18 protein-coding genes are annotated in these 17,820 nt (G+C 69.7%); 10 read left to right on the plus strand and 8 right to left on the minus strand.

Annotated elements, in window-relative coordinates; all coding sequences use genetic code 11:
- Positions 1-124: 124 nt before the first annotated feature.
- Together NS3_RS11410 and serS are read right to left on the minus strand one after the other, a co-directional pair.
- A complete protein-coding gene (locus tag NS3_RS11410; RefSeq protein WP_245649569.1) occupies positions 125-1,960 on the minus strand; it encodes a putative bifunctional diguanylate cyclase/phosphodiesterase in 1,836 nt (611 codons plus the stop codon).
- Positions 1,961-2,044: 84 nt separating this feature from the next.
- Positions 2,045-3,307, minus strand: a complete 1,263-nt coding sequence (gene serS, locus NS3_RS11415; RefSeq protein WP_067857916.1) for a serine--tRNA ligase — start codon at positions 3,305-3,307, stop codon at positions 2,045-2,047.
- Between the two features lie 107 nt (positions 3,308-3,414).
- On the opposite strand from serS, the gene NS3_RS11420 reads away from it, so the two are divergent.
- The 5 genes from NS3_RS11420 to NS3_RS11440 all read left to right on the plus strand — a co-directional run bounded on the left by NS3_RS11420 (position 3,415) and on the right by NS3_RS11440 (position 7,500).
- Positions 3,415-4,524, plus strand: a complete 1,110-nt coding sequence (locus tag NS3_RS11420; protein WP_157101283.1) for a septum formation family protein — start codon at positions 3,415-3,417, stop codon at positions 4,522-4,524.
- Between the two features lie 59 nt (positions 4,525-4,583).
- Complete coding sequence (locus NS3_RS11425; RefSeq protein ID WP_067857919.1) at positions 4,584-4,934, plus strand: metallopeptidase family protein; 351 nt, start codon at positions 4,584-4,586, stop codon at positions 4,932-4,934.
- 214 nt (positions 4,935-5,148) lie between these two features.
- Positions 5,149-5,472, plus strand: coding sequence for a PE domain-containing protein (locus NS3_RS11430; protein ID WP_067857922.1), 324 nt, complete (start codon positions 5,149-5,151; stop codon positions 5,470-5,472).
- A 37-nt stretch (positions 5,473-5,509) separates the two neighbouring features.
- Complete coding sequence (locus tag NS3_RS11435; RefSeq protein ID WP_067857925.1) at positions 5,510-6,667, plus strand: PPE family protein; 1,158 nt, start codon at positions 5,510-5,512, stop codon at positions 6,665-6,667.
- Positions 6,664-7,500, plus strand: a complete 837-nt coding sequence (locus tag NS3_RS11440) for an ESX secretion-associated protein EspG (protein WP_067857928.1) — start codon at positions 6,664-6,666, stop codon at positions 7,498-7,500. The genes NS3_RS11435 and NS3_RS11440 overlap by 4 nt, the downstream gene beginning before the upstream one ends.
- A gap of 28 nt (positions 7,501-7,528) precedes the next feature.
- Here the strand turns inward: NS3_RS11440 and NS3_RS11445 are convergent, their stop codons facing one another.
- The 3 genes from NS3_RS11445 to NS3_RS11455 all read right to left on the minus strand — a co-directional run bounded on the left by NS3_RS11445 (position 7,529) and on the right by NS3_RS11455 (position 9,649).
- Complete coding sequence (locus tag NS3_RS11445) at positions 7,529-8,209, minus strand: histidine phosphatase family protein (RefSeq protein WP_067857931.1); 681 nt, start codon at positions 8,207-8,209, stop codon at positions 7,529-7,531.
- Positions 8,206-9,120, minus strand: a complete 915-nt coding sequence (gene pheA, locus NS3_RS11450; RefSeq protein WP_067857934.1) for a prephenate dehydratase — start codon at positions 9,118-9,120, stop codon at positions 8,206-8,208. The genes NS3_RS11445 and pheA overlap by 4 nt, the downstream gene beginning before the upstream one ends.
- 103 nt (positions 9,121-9,223) lie before the next feature.
- Positions 9,224-9,649, minus strand: a complete 426-nt coding sequence (locus NS3_RS11455; protein WP_067858248.1) for a hypothetical protein — start codon at positions 9,647-9,649, stop codon at positions 9,224-9,226.
- Positions 9,650-9,825: 176 nt separating this feature from the next.
- Between NS3_RS11455 and NS3_RS11460 the strand changes: the two genes are divergently transcribed.
- The 5 genes from NS3_RS11460 to NS3_RS11480 all read left to right on the plus strand — a co-directional run bounded on the left by NS3_RS11460 (position 9,826) and on the right by NS3_RS11480 (position 14,670).
- A complete protein-coding gene (locus tag NS3_RS11460) occupies positions 9,826-10,587 on the plus strand; it encodes a DUF2470 domain-containing protein (protein ID WP_067857937.1) in 762 nt (253 codons plus the stop codon).
- Between the two features lie 383 nt (positions 10,588-10,970).
- Positions 10,971-11,756 (plus strand): CPBP family intramembrane glutamic endopeptidase, encoded by a 786-nt coding sequence (locus tag NS3_RS11465; RefSeq protein WP_174550459.1) that lies wholly within the window; start codon positions 10,971-10,973, stop codon positions 11,754-11,756.
- 161 nt (positions 11,757-11,917) lie between these two features.
- Positions 11,918-13,432, plus strand: a complete 1,515-nt coding sequence (locus tag NS3_RS11470; RefSeq protein WP_373865294.1) for an LCP family protein — start codon at positions 11,918-11,920, stop codon at positions 13,430-13,432.
- A gap of 9 nt (positions 13,433-13,441) precedes the next feature.
- On the plus strand, positions 13,442-13,981 hold the full coding sequence (locus NS3_RS11475; RefSeq protein WP_067857947.1) for a ferritin: 540 nt from the start codon (positions 13,442-13,444) through the stop codon (positions 13,979-13,981).
- A 137-nt stretch (positions 13,982-14,118) separates the two neighbouring features.
- Positions 14,119-14,670, plus strand: a complete 552-nt coding sequence (locus NS3_RS11480) for a ferritin (RefSeq protein WP_067857950.1) — start codon at positions 14,119-14,121, stop codon at positions 14,668-14,670.
- Positions 14,671-14,983: 313 nt separating this feature from the next.
- On the opposite strand, the gene NS3_RS11485 is transcribed toward NS3_RS11480, so the two are convergent.
- From NS3_RS11485 to NS3_RS11495, 3 genes are read right to left on the minus strand one after another with little or no spacing between them, the layout of a single operon-like run.
- Positions 14,984-15,904 (minus strand): DUF5926 family protein, encoded by a 921-nt coding sequence (locus NS3_RS11485; RefSeq protein WP_067857953.1) that lies wholly within the window; start codon positions 15,902-15,904, stop codon positions 14,984-14,986.
- A gap of 57 nt (positions 15,905-15,961) precedes the next feature.
- Positions 15,962-16,729, minus strand: coding sequence for a glycerophosphodiester phosphodiesterase (locus NS3_RS11490; RefSeq protein WP_067857955.1), 768 nt, complete (start codon positions 16,727-16,729; stop codon positions 15,962-15,964).
- Entirely contained in the window at positions 16,726-17,709 is a 984-nt protein-coding gene (locus NS3_RS11495; protein ID WP_245649570.1) for a DUF4328 domain-containing protein, read from the minus strand. Before NS3_RS11495 ends, NS3_RS11490 begins: the two co-directional genes overlap by 4 nt.
- Between the last annotated feature and the right edge of the window lie 111 nt (positions 17,710-17,820).

Below are 17,820 nucleotides of genomic sequence, written 5' to 3' on the forward strand. Positions count from 1 at the left end.
TCACGCGGTGTACCGGAGCTGGAATTGTGTCAATAACCACTGAAGCGAATGGTCATGGCTCCCAGCCTTGCCCCTGACATCGTCGGTCGTCAAGCGCTTTTCCCGGAGCCCACGTCGAGCGGGGTCAGTTCAGCGGCACCCAGCCGTTGGAGGCCACCGCGTCCTCGCGATCCATGGCGCCGCCGATGCGGCCCTGCCCGTGATTGAGGTCGTTGATCAACTCCGAGACCGGATGCGAATCGCTGTAGTGGTAGCCCTGCGCCAGCGCGAAACCGAGTTCGGTCAGCACCGCCGCCTGGTACTCGGTCTCCACGCCTTCGGCGATCACCTGCAGGTCCAGCGCGGAACTCAGTGCGGCGATCACCCCGAGCAGCGGCGGGGCCGGGGAATCCGAGCGGATGGCGGCGACGAAGGACTGGTCGACCTTGAGGATGTCGCTGGGCAGGGTGGCCAACCGGCTCAGCGAGGAGTAGCCGGTGCCGAAGTCGTCGATGGCGATGCGCACGCCGCGGTCGCGCAGGGCGTGCAGGTTGGCGATGGCGGTCTGGGATTCGGCGGCCAGCTCGCTCTCGGTCACCTCGAGCACCAGCTGATCGGCGGGCCACCCGGTGGAGGAGAGGATCTCCCACACCCGGTCGGCGTAGCCGGATTCGGCCAGTTCCAGGCCGCTGACATTGACGTTGAGGGTCAGGTCCAGCTGGGCGAAGGTCTCCTGCAGCCGGGCCGCGTCGGCGCAGGCGCGACGCAGCACCAGCTCGTCGAGGTCGGAGATCAGGTCGTATTCCTCGGCGACCCGGATCAGGCCCTCGGTGGTGACGTCCGGCTGCGCGCTGGACGACCAGCGCAGCAACGCCTCGACGCCGACCGCTTTGCCACCGCCCTCGGTCAGACTGACGATCGGCTGGTAGTGCACGTCCAGTGCGCCCCGGTCGATCGCCTCGCGCAGCTCCACCGCCAGCGGCAGCTGCCGCGAGGACTCCAGCACGGTGCGGTTGCGGCCCGCCTGCTTGGCCCGGTACAGGCCGACGTCGGCGCGACTGACCAGCAGCGAGCCGGACTCCCCCGGCTGCCAGGAGGTCACCCCCGCCGAGCAACCCGTGGTGACCGCGGCGCGCAACTGCTCGGTGAGCAGGATGGCCGCCTGTTCGGTCACGTTCGGCAGCAGCAGCGCGAAGGCATCACCGCCGTAGCGGGCCAGGCGCTGATCGGGGGCCAGCAGCTTGGACCAGGTGTCGGCGACCCGCTGCAACACGGCGTCGCCGGCACGATGGCCGAGGTGATCGTTGATCTTCTGGAAGCGGTCGAGATCGACCAGCACCAGCGAGAGGTTCTGCCCGGTGCGGGTGGCCTGGGCGATCGCGGTGTTGAGCGCTCGATCGAAGCCGCGCCGGTTGAGCAAGCCGGTGAGCACGTCGATATCGGCTTCCGAGGCCATCCTGGTGAGGATGCCGACGACCACGCCGACCCCGAAGGTCACCCCGGCCGGGATGATGCCCGACCACCAGGGCAGATCGCGGGTCGGCAGCGCCCACAGACACAGCACCACGGCGAAGGCGATGTGCGCGTTCGCCTGGATCCACCGGAAGAACAGCGCGGCATCACAGGCCACGAAGACATAGAACGCGGCCAGACTGATGGCGCCCACGGTGTTGGGAAAGGCGTATACCGCGATGGTGATCAGGATGGTCGCGATGACGACGTACCCGTGATGGATCACGTGCGGTAACCGCGGACCCCACGCGAGCAGCGTCAAGCCCAGCAGCAGCGCGATCGCCGCCGCGGTACCGACCAGCGGCCGATTACCCTCGTCACCCGGGGCGACCGCGGTGATCACCAGGCCGAGCACGCCACCCATGACGTAGAACGCCCCGGTGGTTCTCGCCATGACCATTGCCGTCGCCAGCGCCGATGCCGCCCGCACCCGGGTTCGGGTATCGCCGCGCGCCCCGATTCCTCGCACGCCCCACAGCCTAGACACTGCACAGCACACTGGTCGCCACATCCCGCAATTCCGACACCGGCGACCTGTCGGTTATCCGCTCGCTCAGCTCGCGGGCCGCAGCACGTCGGTGCCGACGAAGGGCACCAACGCGGCCGGGACCCGCACCGAACCGTCGGCCTGCTGGTGGTTCTCCAGAATCGCCACGATCCACCTCGTGGTCGCCAGCGTGCCGTTCAGGGTCGCCGCGATCTGCGGTTTCCCGTTCTCGTCGCGGTAGCGCACCGCGAGCCTGCGGGCCTGGAAGGTGGTGCAGTTGGAGGTGGAGGTCAGCTCACGGTAGGTCCGCTGGCTGGGCACCCAGGCCTCGCAGTCGTACTTGCGCGCCGCGGAACTGCCCAGGTCTCCGGCCGCCACGTCGATGATGCGATAAGGCACCTCGACAGCGGCGAGCATCTCGCGCTCCCACTCCAGCAGCCGCTTGTGCTCGGCTGCGGCCTGGTCGGGAGTGGTGTAGACGAACATCTCGACCTTGTCGAACTGGTGCACCCGGATGATGCCCCTGGTGTCCTTGCCGTAGCTGCCCGCCTCCCGGCGGAAGCACGACGACCAGCCCGCGTAGCGCTTGGGGCCCTTGCTCAGGTCGAGGATCTCCTCGGAGTGGTAGCCGGCCAGCGGCACCTCCGAGGTGCCCACCAGGTACAGATCGTCGTCGGCCAGGTGATAGACCTCGGCGGAGTGCTGCCCCAGGAAGCCGGTGCCCGCCATGATCTCGGGGCGCACCAGCACCGGCGGGATCATCATGGTGAAGCCGTTGGCGACGGCCTTCTGCGCGGCCAGCTGCAGCAGGCCCAGTTGCAGCATCGCGCCGTAGCCGGTGAGGAAGTAGAAGCGCGAACCGGAGACCTTCGCGCCGCGCTCCATGTCGAACAGGCCCAGCGATTCGCCGATCTCCAGGTGGTCCTTGGGCTCGAAGCCGAATTCCGGGATCTCACCGACGGTTTCGAGAAGGACGAAATCGTCCTCGCCGCCCGGGGGAACATCGGGCAGCACCACGTTGGAGATCGCGCGGTGCGCGGCCTCCAGATCCGCGTCGGCGGCGGACTGGGCCGCCTCGGCCTCCTTGACCTTGGCCGACAGCTCTCCGGCGTGCGCCAGCAGGGCCGGCCGGTCCTCCTTGGCGGCCTTGCCGATCTGCTTGCTCATCGCCTTCTGCTCGGCGCGCAGGTTGTCGGCGGAGGCGACCGCCGCACGCCTGGCCGCGTCCGCCTCGAGCAGCGCGTCGACCAGAGCGGGGTCTTCGCCACGCGCGCGCTGCGAGGCGCGCACCACATCGGGGGCCTCCCGCAGGAGTCGGAGGTCGATCATGGGCAATCAGCCTAGTCGCAGCGATGTCGGCCGGTCACACCGATTACCACCAGCGACCCCGCCGGGCTCGTGGCACCGCGCGAAGGGTGCTGCCATGATGGAGCGCGATGTCCACCGATGATGAGCCACAGACGCCTGCGCCCGCGGACACCGCCTCCGGCGACGCGGCTTCCGCGGGCACCGCCGAGCAGGCCGGGACGCGCGGGCCGAGCCTGTCGGCGCCCAAGCTGCGCTGGGGTCTGCTGGCGACCGCCGCGGGCGCGGTGGTGGCCGCCCTGGTGACCATGGCAGTGAGCGGTTTCGAGAACGAGTCCGGCCTGGAGGTGCACAATCCGGCGGCGCCCGCGCACACCGTGCTGGACAAGGAGTTCGGCACCGCCTCCACCGGCGACTGCCTGAGCTGGAACAAAGCCGATCGCAGCGACCTGGTGAAGGTCGCCTGCGACAACCGGCACCTGTTCGAAGTGGCCGCCGACATCGACATGTCCCGGTACCCGGGCGTGGAATTCGGTCCCGGCTCACGGTTCCCGGATTCGTTGCGGCTGACCGAGCTGAAGGAAGAGCACTGCGTGCCCGCGGTGCAGCGCTACATGAACGGCAAGTTCGATCCGCGCGGGCGCTACGTGGTCGGCCTGATGTACCCGAGCGCGGACGGCTGGTCGGCCGGTGACCGCACACTGCGGTGCGGCCTGCAGTTCTCGGCCAGCACCGGTACCCCGTTGCCGACCACCGGCAGCGCCGCCGAGCAGGACCAGTCCAAGGTCTTCGAGCCGGGCACCTGCCTCGGCATCAACCAGAATCTGCCGACCGACCCGATCGACTGCGCGCAGGAGCACGCGGTGGAGATCGTCTCCTCGGTCGACCTGGCCGCGCGCTTCACCGGCGGCCCGCCCGCGAAGGCCGACCAGGACAAGTACGTCGAGGAGCAGTGCACCGAGGCGGTCAACGCGTATCTCGGTTCGCCGGAGGCCATCCGCAACAAGACGCTGACGCTGTTCTTCGACTACGTGGACGCCGCGAGCTGGCTCGCGGGCAGCCGCAAGCTGGACTGCATGATCGGCAAGGGCACCGACCGGGAGGGCTTCGCTCCGATCATCGGCTCGGCCAGGGGCGACATCCTGATCAACGGGCAAGCGCCTGTGCCGCCACCGAATTCGGGTCGCTCGACGCCCGCGCCGTTGCCGGGAGCGGCGCCGCTGCCGCCGCAGCCTCGGTGAACCCGCCGAGGGTAGACGGGACACGCGATGACGGGACACGCGATGACAGGCAACCGGCCATGACGATCGCCATGTCCGAGGACCGGTTCGAGGAGCTCGTCTCCGATGCCCTCGACCTCATCCCACCCGATTTGACCAGCGCCATAGACAATGTCGTCATCCTGGTCGAGGCGCGCGACCCCGACGAGCCCAGCCTGCTCGGTCTCTACCGCGGCATCGCCCTGACCGAGCGCGACAGTCATTACGGCGGGTCGCTTCCCGACACGGTGACCATCTACCGCGAGGCGATCCTGGACATCTGCTCCGACGAGGAGCAGGTGGTCGAGGAGGTCGCGATCACCGTGATCCACGAGATCGCACACTATTTCGGCATTGACGAGGACCGGCTTCATCAGCTGGGATGGGGATAGGTCTCGGCGCAGTCGCCGCACCCGCCTGCATCGGGGTGATCGGAGGGCGAGAAGGGCGACTGGCAAGATCTGACGAAGGAGGGGATTCGATGGAACCGATCGCGGCGCTGTCGCGTCCAATCACTCGTAGGGGGAATTCTCGTGGTTCCGCCCAACTGTCTGCATCAGCCCAACTGTCTGCATCAGACGGACCGCCACTAGAAGGAGTCGAGTAATGGTCGGCCACGTTTCCATCTCACCTGAGCTCGTCCTCGCCGCCGCCGCCGAGCTCGACCTGCTCGCCGAGCGGCTGGCAGGGGCGGCCGCATTCGCCGGTCCCGCGACCCACGTGCTGCCCTCCGGCGCCGAAGAGGTCTCGCTGCTGGCGGCGAACCACTTCAACCGAGCCGCGGCCACCCACGACCATTCCATCGCCCAGGCCATCCTCGAGCTCCACCACGCGGCCGCAGTGCTGCGGCTGCAGCTCGGCACGCACGTCGCCGAGGACGTGGCCAAGGCCGGTGTGATGCAGGCCGTCGCCGGAACCATCGGGGCCTGACGGCTCGCGCGATCATCGACACAGGGGAGACACAAGCATGACCGCAGGTATCACCGGGGTGTTCTGGCTGCCCCGTATGGCCGAAGCGAACTCCATCGCGCTCAACGCGGGCGCGCACGCGGTACCGATCTCGGCGGCCGCGACCGCGTGGGGCGGGCTCACCACGGCATGGGCGGACGCGACCGCCACCGCCGCCAGGGTGATCGCCGAACTGGGCGTCGGTATGCAGGGCGTGAACGGCATCGCCGCGCTCTCCAGGCTGGTCCCCTTCACCACATGGGCCTACGAGCAGAGTGTCATGGCCGCGACCATGGGGACCAAGGCGGCCGCGAACGCCACCGCCTACACCGTGGCCTCGCTGGCGATGCCGAGCCTGCCCGAGATCGTCGCGGTGAACACCGCGGTCGTCGCCTCGGCCAACCCGCCCGGCGCGGTGTCGGGCGCGTTCGAGGCGGCCGAACTGGCCAAGAGCGCCATGGATTTGCGCGCCGCGCTGGTGATGGAGACCTACGAGGCCGCCACCACCGCCACGGTGACGACGCCGGGTGAGTTCTCCACGCCGCCGCCCATCGCCGACGGTGCGGGCACCACCGATGTCGGGACGGCCGCGGAGAGCTCCTTCCAGAGCGATCCGCTGAGCACCGCGGTCGCGGGCGCCGTGTCGGCCCTCAACAACCCCGGTGTGGTCGGCGCGGTCAACCAGGTCGCCAGTGTGGCGGGCACCGTCGCGAGCGGTGGCGCGAGCACCGTGGGCAACCTCGGCGCCGGCATGATCGCGGCCGCGCAGACCACCGCTCCGGCGATGGCCGCCACCCCGGCCGGCGTGACGGGGGCCGGCCTGGCCGCCGCCGGTGCGGGCCTCACGACGGCGACCCACTCGGCCACGGTCGGGCTCGGCTCCTCGAGCGCTCTGCAGAGCGGATCGCTGCAACTGCCGCAGGGCTGGGGTTCCGGCGCGCCGGCCGCCGCACCCGCCGCCGCACCGGTCACCGATGTCGTCACCCGCGTCGATTCCGCCGCCGCCCGACCGGTGTCCGGCTCGGGCAGCCCGCTGCTCGGCCGCACCGCGCAGTCGGATGGAGATGACGAGACACAACACAAGGCGGCCGACTACCTGCACGACGACCACTTCGGCGACCACCGCTTCGCCGCCGACGGTGTGATCGGAGCGGCGCCGGCGGGGTCGGCCGAGTGAGCGTACTGGGGGCCACCGGTGGTCCGTCGACGCTGGGGAGCGTCTCGGTCGGCCTCGACGAGATGCAGTTCCTGCTGGAGCGACTGCAGTTCGACGAATTGCCGGTCGTGCTGCAGGCTGTCGGCCGCTACGACAACGAGACCGATCACGATGCGGCCATGCAGGTCGCCGAGCGCACGCTGATCGATCGGGGTTTCCTGACGGACGGCGTGGTCCACCGGGAACTCGAGGACCGGCTACGCACCCTGTATCGCCCGCACTGGGTGCTGGCACTGCGGCTGGTGATGAATGGTCAGATCAACCGGCTGGCGCTGGCCAAGGGCGACGACCGCACGGTCGTCGCGCTACGCGGGCCGTTCTCCTACGTGCTCGACGAGGTGGACGAGGACCTGCCCGGCCCGCTGATCGCCGCTCTCGGCCGAGCCGAACCACTCGACATCGAAAGCATGAACGCCGAAACCGAATTGCTCGCACCCGTTTTCGGTGACACCGGTGATGCGGCGGCCACCGCGAACCGGCTGGCGAAGATCTGCACGCCCGCGCGCGATGCTCAGGCCTTGGCCTCGGCACTGGTCGAGATTCATTCGCACACCCAGATTTCCGCGGTGGTATACGGCGACGGCACTCGCGAGATCGCCGACAGTCACATCGCGGTCTTCGATACACGGGGCGGGCGGATCGTCCTCACGGCGGCGGTCGCCGACGACGGCACGAAGTGGACGTCGATCAGCAGCGGCTCGACGGCGCGATTGCGTACCGCGATCAAGGATCTGATCAGCTCACTGCCCGAGCGGGAGGAGTTCCCGCCGCAGGTGGCACCGAAATCACTCTGATTCGGGTCTTTTCGGTCGGTACTTCGGCTCAGCCCATGGTCGGCTGAGCCGAAGTCACTTTCGCGTAGTCGAACGGCGGGACGAACTGGCCCCACCGCACGCACTCCCAGCTGCCATCGGCACGCGGCACCAACTCGATGGTCTCGGTGTTGTCGAGTCGATTGGTGGTCGCGAACGGTGGCGCGATGCCTGCCAGAGTGCGCGCTACCAGGCGCATGGCGGCGCCGTGGTTCACCAGCAATACGTCGCCGGTGTGCGTTAAGGGGTCCAGATACCGGTCGCGCAGATCCTCGATCACCGGCAGGAACCGGGACAGTACGTCGGCGCCGGATTCGCCGCCGGGTACCGCGATGTCGAGATCGCCCTGATGCCAGGAGCCGTAGATCCGCTGGAACGTGCGGTGGGCGTGGTCGTCGGCAAGACCTTCCAGATCGCCGGCCTGCACCTCGTGCACATCCTCGAGCGCGGTCGCGGGCACGCCGGTGACCTCCTCGATGTAGCTCGCGGTCTGGCGTGCGCGCAGCGCCACCGAGCTGAGCAACACGGTGGGCGCGGCGGTCAGACGGGAGCCGAACGTCTTCGCCTGTGCCGCACCGCGTTCGGTCAGCGGCAGGCCGGGGACCCTGGTGTCGAGCAGCCGGGCCACATTGCCCTCGGTCTCACCGTGCCTCACCAGGATCAGTTTGCCCACGGTGCCGGGCGTCGTCATAGATCCGCCACTCCCTTTCGCAACTGCGTCAACCATTGTGCCGCTTCCTCGTCCGACGGCGGCTGCGTGCCTGCCTGCGACACCGCGGGCCAGGAGCCGAGGAACCTGATCCGGGACGTGCGGTGCAGCGCCTTGAGCGCCTCGGCGACCGCTGGATCGTCGAGGTGGCCGACACAGTCGAGATAGAACCGGTACGCGCCCATACCCGTTCGGGTCGGACGGGATTCGATGCGGGTCAGATCGATACCCCGGGTGGCGAATTCGGCGAAGGCCCGCATGAGCGAACCGGGCACGTTCGGCAGTTCCAGGACGATGGAGGTGCGATCCGATCCGGTCGGCGCGGGCGCGACGCAGGGGCGGCGGACCAGCACGAACCGGGTCACGGCCTGGTCGTGATCGGCCACGCCGGAGGCCAGCGAGATCAGGCCGAGCCGTTGGCCTGCCAGCGTCGTGGACACCGCGGCGTCGGCGTGACCGGCGACGACGTCCTCCGCGGCCGCCGCATTGGACGCCGAGGTGTGGATCCGCACCCCCGGCAGCGTTCGCCCGACCCATTCGCGCACCTGCCCCAGCGCGACCGGGAAGACCGCGAGGGTTCGCACCTCGGAGACGGCCGTGCCCGGCGCGGCCAGGATCTCGAAGGTCACTTCCATCTCGGTCTCGGCCACGATCTGCAGGCGCGGGCCGACCGCCAGCGAATCCAGCGTGGTCGAGATCGAGCCCTCGATCGAACTCTCGATCGGCACCACGGCGCCCTCGACCTCGCCCCGGCGCACCATCTCCAGCGCGGCGGGCGGCGACGGGGCCGGGACACGCTCGACCGGCCCGGCGAGGACATTCGCGGACTCGAGTTCGGCCAGAGCCATCTCGGTGAAAGTTCCGGACGGTCCGAAGTAGGCGATGTGCGGCACGCCTTCGACTGTATTTGTTTTCCGGTGATCGTGTCTGCGCGGTGTTTGCTTCGCGCGTCCGGAGTGGCCTCGACCTCTGCCCCGGCCGCAAGCGCGAACCGCCTCAGGGTTCGAGGACCGCCAGCGATCTCCGGACCGGTTCCCGGCGGTCGGTCTCGACCGCCAGCAACACGGTGCGCACCGCTTCCACGGCGGGTGGCTTCAGCGCGGTCAGGAAGGCGATGTCGGGCTGGGCGAGGGCAGCGCGAATGTCCTCCCCGCACAACGCCGCGGCGGTGGCCGCGAGAACAGCCAGGGCGCGAGCGCCATCGGCGGTGCGAGCGATGTAGCCGGTGTCCGCGTGGGCGATGGCAGCCAGGAAACCGGCCACTTCGGCGTCGGTGGCGTCGGCGTCGAGCACGGGTTCCGCCGGGTCCGGAGTGGGTGAGCGCACCAGCCCGGCGACGAGGCTGCGGCGCGCGGGGGTGCTGAGGGTGACCAGGACCGGTTCGTGCGCGGGGCCGTCCGGAAGGGGGAGTGCGTCTGCCACCGGATCACGGTATCTCGCCACGCTCATGTCTCCTCGGGCCGGTGAATCCACCGCCGCGAGCCCGCGAATCGATCGGACTCGACTCGCCGACAGGGTTGCGGATCACCTCCCCCTCACTTAGCTTAGGTTTACCTAAATAGCGGCGCCGAACGCCGCCGCACCTTCCGGAGGTCCGCATGCCGACGAAATCGAGTACCTCGCCGAACGCCGCCGAGCGGGTGCGCAGCGCCTGTGCCCACGCCGAGACCTCGGTCCTCGCGCTCCCCGGCATCGAGCCCACTCCTACCTCGGTCCACCATCTGCGCCGGTGCGGCGACGTGGTGATCGCGGTGCCGACCGGCTCGGCGGCGGCGCTGACGGCGAAGTCCGGTCCGGCGGGCGCGCCCGCCGTGCTCGAACTCACCGACAACGCGCCGCTGCCACTGCGCGAACCGGTGCGCGCGCTGGTCTGGTTGCGCGGCGTGGTTCGCACGGTGCCGGAGAACGCCGAGCGGGCGCTGGCCGGCGAGGTGGCCGCGGAGTTCCCGCACCCACAACTGCTCGACGTGGGCCACGGCGCGACGCTGCTGCGCCTGGTGATCGGCACCGCCGTGCTCGCCGACGCGACCGGCGCCGAATCGGTGCCCGCGGCTCAGGTGCGCTCGGCCCGGCCCGACCCGTTCTGTCAGATGGAGGCGGCCTGGTTGCAGCACCTCGACGCCGACCACCCCGAGCTCCTCGAACAACTCGCCCGCCGGCTACCGCCCCGCCTCCGGACCGGCGAGGTGCGCCCGCTGGCCGTCGACCGCTACGGCCTCACTCTGCGGGTCGAGGGCCACGACGGAGACCACGACGTCCGCCTGTCCTTCACCGCCCCGGCCGAGGACGTCGAATCGCTGAGCCGGGCCATCCGCACCCTCGCCGGCTGCCCGTTCCTGAACGGCCTGCGCCACAGCTGACCAGCGCACGCCCGGTCGGTGTTCGGCCGACCGGCCCGCACACCGCGCCGCCGGCTCCGCCTAGATTCGACGACATGTCAGCCGACTCGGACGCGCGCCGCCACCGGACCGACCCGTCAGCGCCCGAACTCTCCGTACCAGCGCCCACCGCGGGCGAGACATCAGCGCCCGAGCACTCGGGACCGGCGACAGTACCCACTCCTCCCGGAAGCGACTCACCAGCACCCGGACTTTCAGGACCTGCATCCCCGCGGAGCGAGACAGCAACGCCCGAACTCGCCGAACCGGCACTCACCGGCGGGGGATCGTCAGCACCCACCACCGGCGAATCGGCGCCGTCCGCACCGGCCGGACCCGAGCGGGTCGGCCGACGGTTGCGGGGGGTGTTCACCGCCCCGGAGCAGCCGGCTCCCGAGCTGACCGCACGCGAGCGCCTGGGGATCCGGATCGAGATCGTGGTGGTGCTGGCCGTCACCTTCGGGCTGCAGGGTGTGAGCGCGGCGCTGTCGCTGATCAACAGCGCGCTGTCGCCGGAGGGTGTGAGCGGACGGACGGTCGCGCTCAATGCCTCGCGCTCCGATCACTCGTTCATCGATCTGCTGTATCAGCTGGTCGGGGTGGCAAGGTTGGCCGGGTGGGCGGCGCTGGGCCTGTATCTGTTGTGGCGCAGCGGGATCGGGCCCCGGGTGATCGGATTCGCCGTGCCGAGAACGCGCGCGGATCTGCCGCCCGCTGTGGCGCTGGCCGCACTCATCGGCGTGCCGGGCCTCGGGCTGTACCTGATCGCGCACGCGCTGGGTTTCAGCGTGACCATCGTGCCCAGCGCCATCGACGACCACTGGTGGCGACTGCCGGTGCTGATCCTGTCGGCGTGCGCGAATTCGGTGGCCGAGGAGGTGCTGGTCGTCGGCTACCTGCTGACCCGGCTGCGCGCGCTCGGCTGGTCGCCGAATTCGTCGCTGCTGGCCTCGGCGTTGCTGCGCGGCAGCTACCACCTCTACCAAGGCGTCGGCGGCGGGCTCGGCAATGTGGTGATGGGCCTGATCTTCGGACGGTACTGGCAGCGCACGAACAAGCTCTGGCCGCTGGTGATCGCACACGCGGTCATCGATGCCGTGGCCTATCTCGGCTACGTCGCGCTGCGCGGGCGGGTGGACTGGCTGCCCTGAGACGCGGGGCGCGCTGCTGCGGGGCGGTTGCTGCGGCTTCCCGCCTATCCGGCACCCGCGCGACACCGGCGACGACATGCCGATTCCGGTAACGCGTGAACCCGGTTACGGCGATCCGGTGTAGACCCCTTTTCCACCCCCGAACAGTAGAGTCGACATCGATGAACGGCGACGACCCCCGCATTGCGCGGACACGCCGGGTGCCGCCGCAGGCAGGTCCCGGAGTGCCCGCTACCCCGCCACACCGCCGGGATCCGCACGGGCGCGACCCGTACGGCCCCGGCCCCGCCGATCACCGCGATTCGGCCCCGCCGTACGGTGGCGCGCCACAGCAGGGGCGGCCACAGCAGCACGGCGGCCCGCAGCGCGGCGCGCACGATCCGCGCCAGGGTGATCCACGCGGTGTCGACCCGCGTCACCAGGGCGCGCGCGGGCAAGCCGACCGGGGCCGTCCAGGGCAGGCCGGTCCCCCGCAGCGTCACGTCGAACCCACCAAGGTGCTGCGACGCGATCAGCACGCCGCCGACGGGCCGATGGCCTACTCGCAGGCGCGAGAGGAGTCGCCCACGCTGGACCGCGGTCCCCGGTACGCGCCGACGCAGCGGCCGGAACCTTTCGCGGACCAGCGCCCTGTCCAGCAGGCACGCGGACCGCGCCGGACCGTGCCGCCGCCACCCCCTTCGGCTCCGCCGCAGCGCAACGATCCGGCGCCGCGCCCGGCCCGCCGCGCACGCAAGCGTCATCCGTTCCGCTGGTTCCTGGTCTTACTGCTGGTCCTGCTGATCGGTTCGGTCGCGGGCGTGATCCATCTCGACGGCAAGCTCACCAGGATCGACGCGCTGGGCGGTTATCCGGATCGAGTCGGCGATACGCCGGGCACGAACTGGCTGCTGGTGGGCTCGGACGGACGTTCCGGGCTGACCGCCGAGCAGGAACAAGAACTCGCCACCGGAGGCGAGGTCGGGCCCGAACGCACCGACACGATCATGCTGGTGCACATCCCGAAATCCGGCGCCACCACGCTGATCAGCCTGCCGCGCGACTCCTACGTCAGCATTCCCGGTCACGGCCGCGACAAACTGAACGCCTCCTTCGCGCTGGGCGGACCGCAACTGCTGGTGCAGACCGTCGAAGTCGCCACCGGCTTGCGCATCGACAACTACGCCCAGATCGGTTTCGCCGGTTTCGCCGATGTGGTCGACGCGCTCGACGGTATCGACGTCTGCCTGCCGCAGGCGATCGACGATCCGCTGGCGGGTATCAACCTGCCCGCGGGCTGCCAGCACCTGGACGGCCCGGAAGCCCTCGGCTTCGTCCGCACCCGCGCCACCGCGCTCGCCGACGTCGACCGCATGAACAACCAACGGCTGTTCATGTCGGCGCTGTTGCAGAAGGCGACCAGCACGGCGACGCTGGCCAATCCGTTCCGGTTGTGGCCGCTGGCCTCGGGCGCGGCGAAGTCCCTGACGGTAGACGAGGGCGACCACCTGTGGGATCTGGGCAGGCTCGGCTGGGCGATGCGCGGGGAGACCATCGCGACCACCGTGCCGATCGGCGGATTCGACGACGTGTCCGGCAGCGGGAACGTGCTGCTGTGGGACAAGGACAAGGCGGTACCGTTCTTCGAGGCCCTGGCCGACGACAAGCCGATTCCCGAGGAGCTGCTGACGCGGTAGCGTTCAGCTATGACCGACAGCACACTCACCGAGGTGTTCCCGGTGTCGCTGCGCGAACAGCTGCGGCGCGGGTTCGCCATCGCCCAGCAGTATCTCGCGACCGCGGTCTATTTCGATTCGCGGCGATTACCGCAGCTGGCCGCGCAATGCTATCGACGCCACGCCCGGCACCGGGAGAACGCGCTGCGCGTCGTGCGATACCTGCTCGACCGCGATCTCGAGGTACGGGTGAGCGGCGTCGACGAGCCGCGCTCGGAATTCGAATCCCCGCGCGCGGCGGTGGAGATCCTGCTCGACGCCGAGCGTGTCTTCACCGATGCCTCCACGATGCTGGTCGACACCGCCCGGTCCCAGCGGGACTACCTCGGCGAACAGTTCGCCGCGTGGTTCCTCGCCGAGCAGGTGGACAACGTCGCCGCCATGACCACGCTGCTGGACGTCTTCGACCGCGACAACGGCACGCTGTTCGACGTCGAGGAGTTCGTCGAGCGTGATATGCCCGCCCCGAAAAACGCCGATCCGGCGGCTCCGAAAATCGCAGGTCAGTGAATCCCCGATCCGATGAGACCGTCCTCGGACGATTTCGAAATCATCGGCCGAGCCGCCGACACGAGTTTAGGAAACACTAACCTCAATAAGGGTGCACTTGCATGACAACCTCTCTGACCAGCACTAATGTCTGGAATATGTCCAGTCATTCGGAGAGCCCGCACAGCAAATTCCACAGCCTGCTGCACGATCAGATCCGTCACGAATTCAATGCCGAACACCAGTACATCGCCATCGCGGTCTGGTTCGACAACGCTGACCTTCCGCAGCTGGCGAAACGCTTCTACCGGCAATCGGTGGAAGAGCGCAATCATGCGCTGATGATCGTGCGCTACTTCCTCGACCGCGACATCAGTGTCGACATGGCCGGCATCGATTCGGCGAAATCGCACTTCGAGACCGCGCGCGAGCCGATCGCGCTCGCGCTCGCCCAGGAGCGCACCGTCACCGAGCAGATCGTCCGGCTCGCGAGCACGGCCCGCGAGGAGGGCGACTACCTCGGCGAGCAGTTCATGCAGTGGTTCCTCAAGGAACAGGTCGAAGAGGTCGCCGCCATGACCACGCTGCTCAACATCGCCGATCGCGCCGGGTCGAATCTGTTCGATCTGGAAGATTTCGTGGCCAGGGAGATGAGCGGCGTTCCCGACGCGTCGGGCGCACCCTCGGTAGCCGGCGGCTCGGTGGCCTGAGGCCATCGCTCGGAGACCGCCGCTCCATCGGCGGCCATCGAGGCGACTCCCGGCAGGACCCGGACAACGAACAGGCCCGGCTCGTGGTGGCGAGCCGGGCCTGTCGCGTTCGACGAATCGAATGTCACTCAGCGCTCAGGGAGCTGAGCAGACCGGTGAGCAGACCGAGAATGGCTTCCATGGTGGATCCCTACTTTCCTCATCATTCCGGTCCAGAGGTTTCCTGTCCCGGCGCCTCCTTGCGGCGACGAGACGAACCTAACCCAGGGCCGATGAGAAAACGGTCGTTTTCACAAAAATTCTCGCACCGATTTCAGCGCAGCGTGACCTGACGGGACCGCAGTCCGTCCCTGGACCTGCGCTCGTCGGCGGTCAGCTCGGTCCCCGCGGCCAGCGCCTCGGCCAGGCGGGCGCCGAATTCCCCTGCGGGCGCTTCCCATTCGCTCGGATGCCGCTCGGGATCGAGGTCGAAGACCGGCACCAGCAGGCCGTGCGTGCGGAACGAACCGGCGAAGCGCGAACCCTCACCCAGATGCAGCCCGCCTGCCGCGTGCAGCCGCGCCAGCGCCGCCATCAGCTCGTCTTCGCCCTCCGGACGCACCCAGCGCACATGCGCCTTCTCGCCCGCGTCCACCCACCAGGCGGCGCCGATCGAGTCCGCGCCCAGCGCCAGCCGCGCCGAAGGCATGATCGCCTGCTTGGCCTGCTCGATGGTGGCGGCCACCTGGGGGTCCGGGGTCACGCCCTCGGGCACCCACCAGTCGAAGTCCTGATGGACGGTGAGTTCGAGGCTCGCCGCCGGATCGAGCACATCGGTCAGCTTCGGACCGCCCGCGACGCTCTCCACCGAGGTCAGCGAATCGCCCGGCTCCGCCGACTGCGTCCACAGAATCGACGCGGCGAGATCGGACCCAGGATCGGCGCCGGAGAACTGCACCTGCGCACCGACATAGCCCACCGGCGGCTCACCGGCGCGCACCAGGGCGGCGACCGCGCCCGGCAGCACCGTGCCGAGCACGACCTCGCGCTCGGCGGCCACCGAGGCGACCAACGGCAGCGTGCCGGTCGCCGACGGCACGAATTCGCGCAGGGCGACCAGGTCGCATTCGGCGGCCAGGCCCTCGAACGGCCGGGTCACGCTCCGGGCCGCCTGCTCCAGCGCCGCCTTGCGCTCGGCGAGACGCTGCGCCCGGTTCCCTCCGGGCTTCGGACTGTTGCGCTTGCTCTTTCCCACGAGCGCACAAACTACACGGCAGCCGCCGTGACGCGGACAACGCGCCCGGCATGCCGATCAGGCGTCGGTCAGCAGCGTCTTGGTGCGGCCGGGATGGTTCGTCGCCACCCAGCTGACCCCCAAGTCGGCGCACAGTTCGACGTCGGCGGCCTCGTCCACGGTCCAGCAGTAGGTGGCCCGCCCGGCCGCCGCCGCCCGGTCCACGAGTTCGGGGTGCTCGCGCAACGTCTTGACCGAGGGGCCGACAGCCGTGGCGCCGACCGTGGTGGCCGCGCCGCCGCCGAGATAGCGCGAGGACTCGCCCAGCAGCACCGTCGGCAGCAGCGGGGCGGCCCGGCGGATACGCCAGACCGCGGTCGCCGCGAACGACATGACGACCGCCCGGGAGTGATCGGCCGAGGCCGGGGTCGCGATCCCGTAGCGCTGGAGCTCGGCCAGCAGCTTGTTCTCCACCAGCGCGCCGTAGCGGACCGGGTGCTTGGTCTCGATGAACAGCTTGGTGGGCCTGCTGCGCCAGTCCAGCACGAGTTCGATGAGTTCGCCGAGAGTGAGCACCGAGGCGGGTTCGCCGTCGGCGCCGAAGTCGAGATCCTTCAGCTCGGCCAGAGTCAGCTCGCTGACCAGGCCCGTGCCCGAGGAGGTGCGGTCGACGGTGCGGTCGTGCACGCAGACCAGATGTCCGTCCCTGGTGAGCCGGACATCGCATTCCACACCGTCGGCGCCCTCGGTCAGCGCGAGCTCGTACGCCGCGAGGGTGTGTTCGGGCCGCGCCGCCGACGCACCCCGGTGCGCGACGACGAACGGCGCGCGATTACCCCGGCTCACTTGGCCACGACCTCCTCCTGTAGCCGGCCCTGCTCCCGCGACCGATCCTGCTCACCGTTGTCGATCCGTAGATCCTCGGTCATCGCGCGATCGTCCGCATCCCGGGGTTCGGAACCGGCCTGCACCGGTTCGATGACCGGCACCGCCGGGTCGATGGTGACCACCCATCGATGGGCCATCCTGGCACGACCGCGCAGATCCCGGCCGTCGAAGTGTCGCACCACGACCAACGTCAGCACCGCGATCCCGGCGGCGACCGCGTCGGTGAACGCCGTGAAAGCCACACCGTCGGCCTCCACCTGCAGCGAATCGGCCGTGCGCCACAGCAGCGCGGCCGCCACCAGCAGGCCGTCGGCCACCCAGGCGAACCACCAGATCCGCACCGCACGCAACAGCCGCGGATCGTCGTGGGCGCCCGCGGCCTCGGTGAGATAGACCCCCGGCCAGAGCAGATTGACCACCGGCACCAGGCAACCGAAGGCGATGGCGATCGGCGAGCGCGGGTCGGCGGCGCCCGAGCGGGCGAAGGCCCGTCTGCGCAGGCGTATCAGCCAGCCGACCAGCGCCACCGCGGCGGTCACCGCGGACACCGCCGCGCCGACCGAACAGATCCAGACGAAGGCGTCGGAGACGGCGAGGACCGTGGGATCGATCAACCGGGTGCGATTACGCAGCAGGATGAGATAGCGCGCGATCTCGGCGAGCGCGGCCGCGCCGAACAGCCACGCGGTGATCAGCAGCAGTTGTTCGACCTTCGGCGCGTAGCGCTCCAGGCGGTGGTGGATCTCCGGCGCGGCGGGCGCGGGTACATCGCGCAGACCCCAGCGCGGGATCTCGCGATAGCGCGGCGTCGGACCGAGCGATCGGGGCAGGCCGGAGCGATTCTGCTGACGCGAGGACCGGTGGTCCGGCTTGCGCGCGACCCAGCGGTAATTGCGGCGCTGCGCGGGCGCGTCGATGGGCGCGGGCGAGAGCAGCACGCCGCGACAACGCGGGCACCAATGCATCGGGGCCCTCTGGACCGCCCATCGCGCACCGCAGCGCGCACACGGCTGAACTACCGAACTCACCGCACCACCGAACTCACTCCC

This window comes from Nocardia shimofusensis NBRC 100134, from assembly GCF_001613125.1.
Taxonomy (GTDB): Bacteria; Actinomycetota; Actinomycetes; order Mycobacteriales; family Mycobacteriaceae; genus Nocardia; species Nocardia shimofusensis.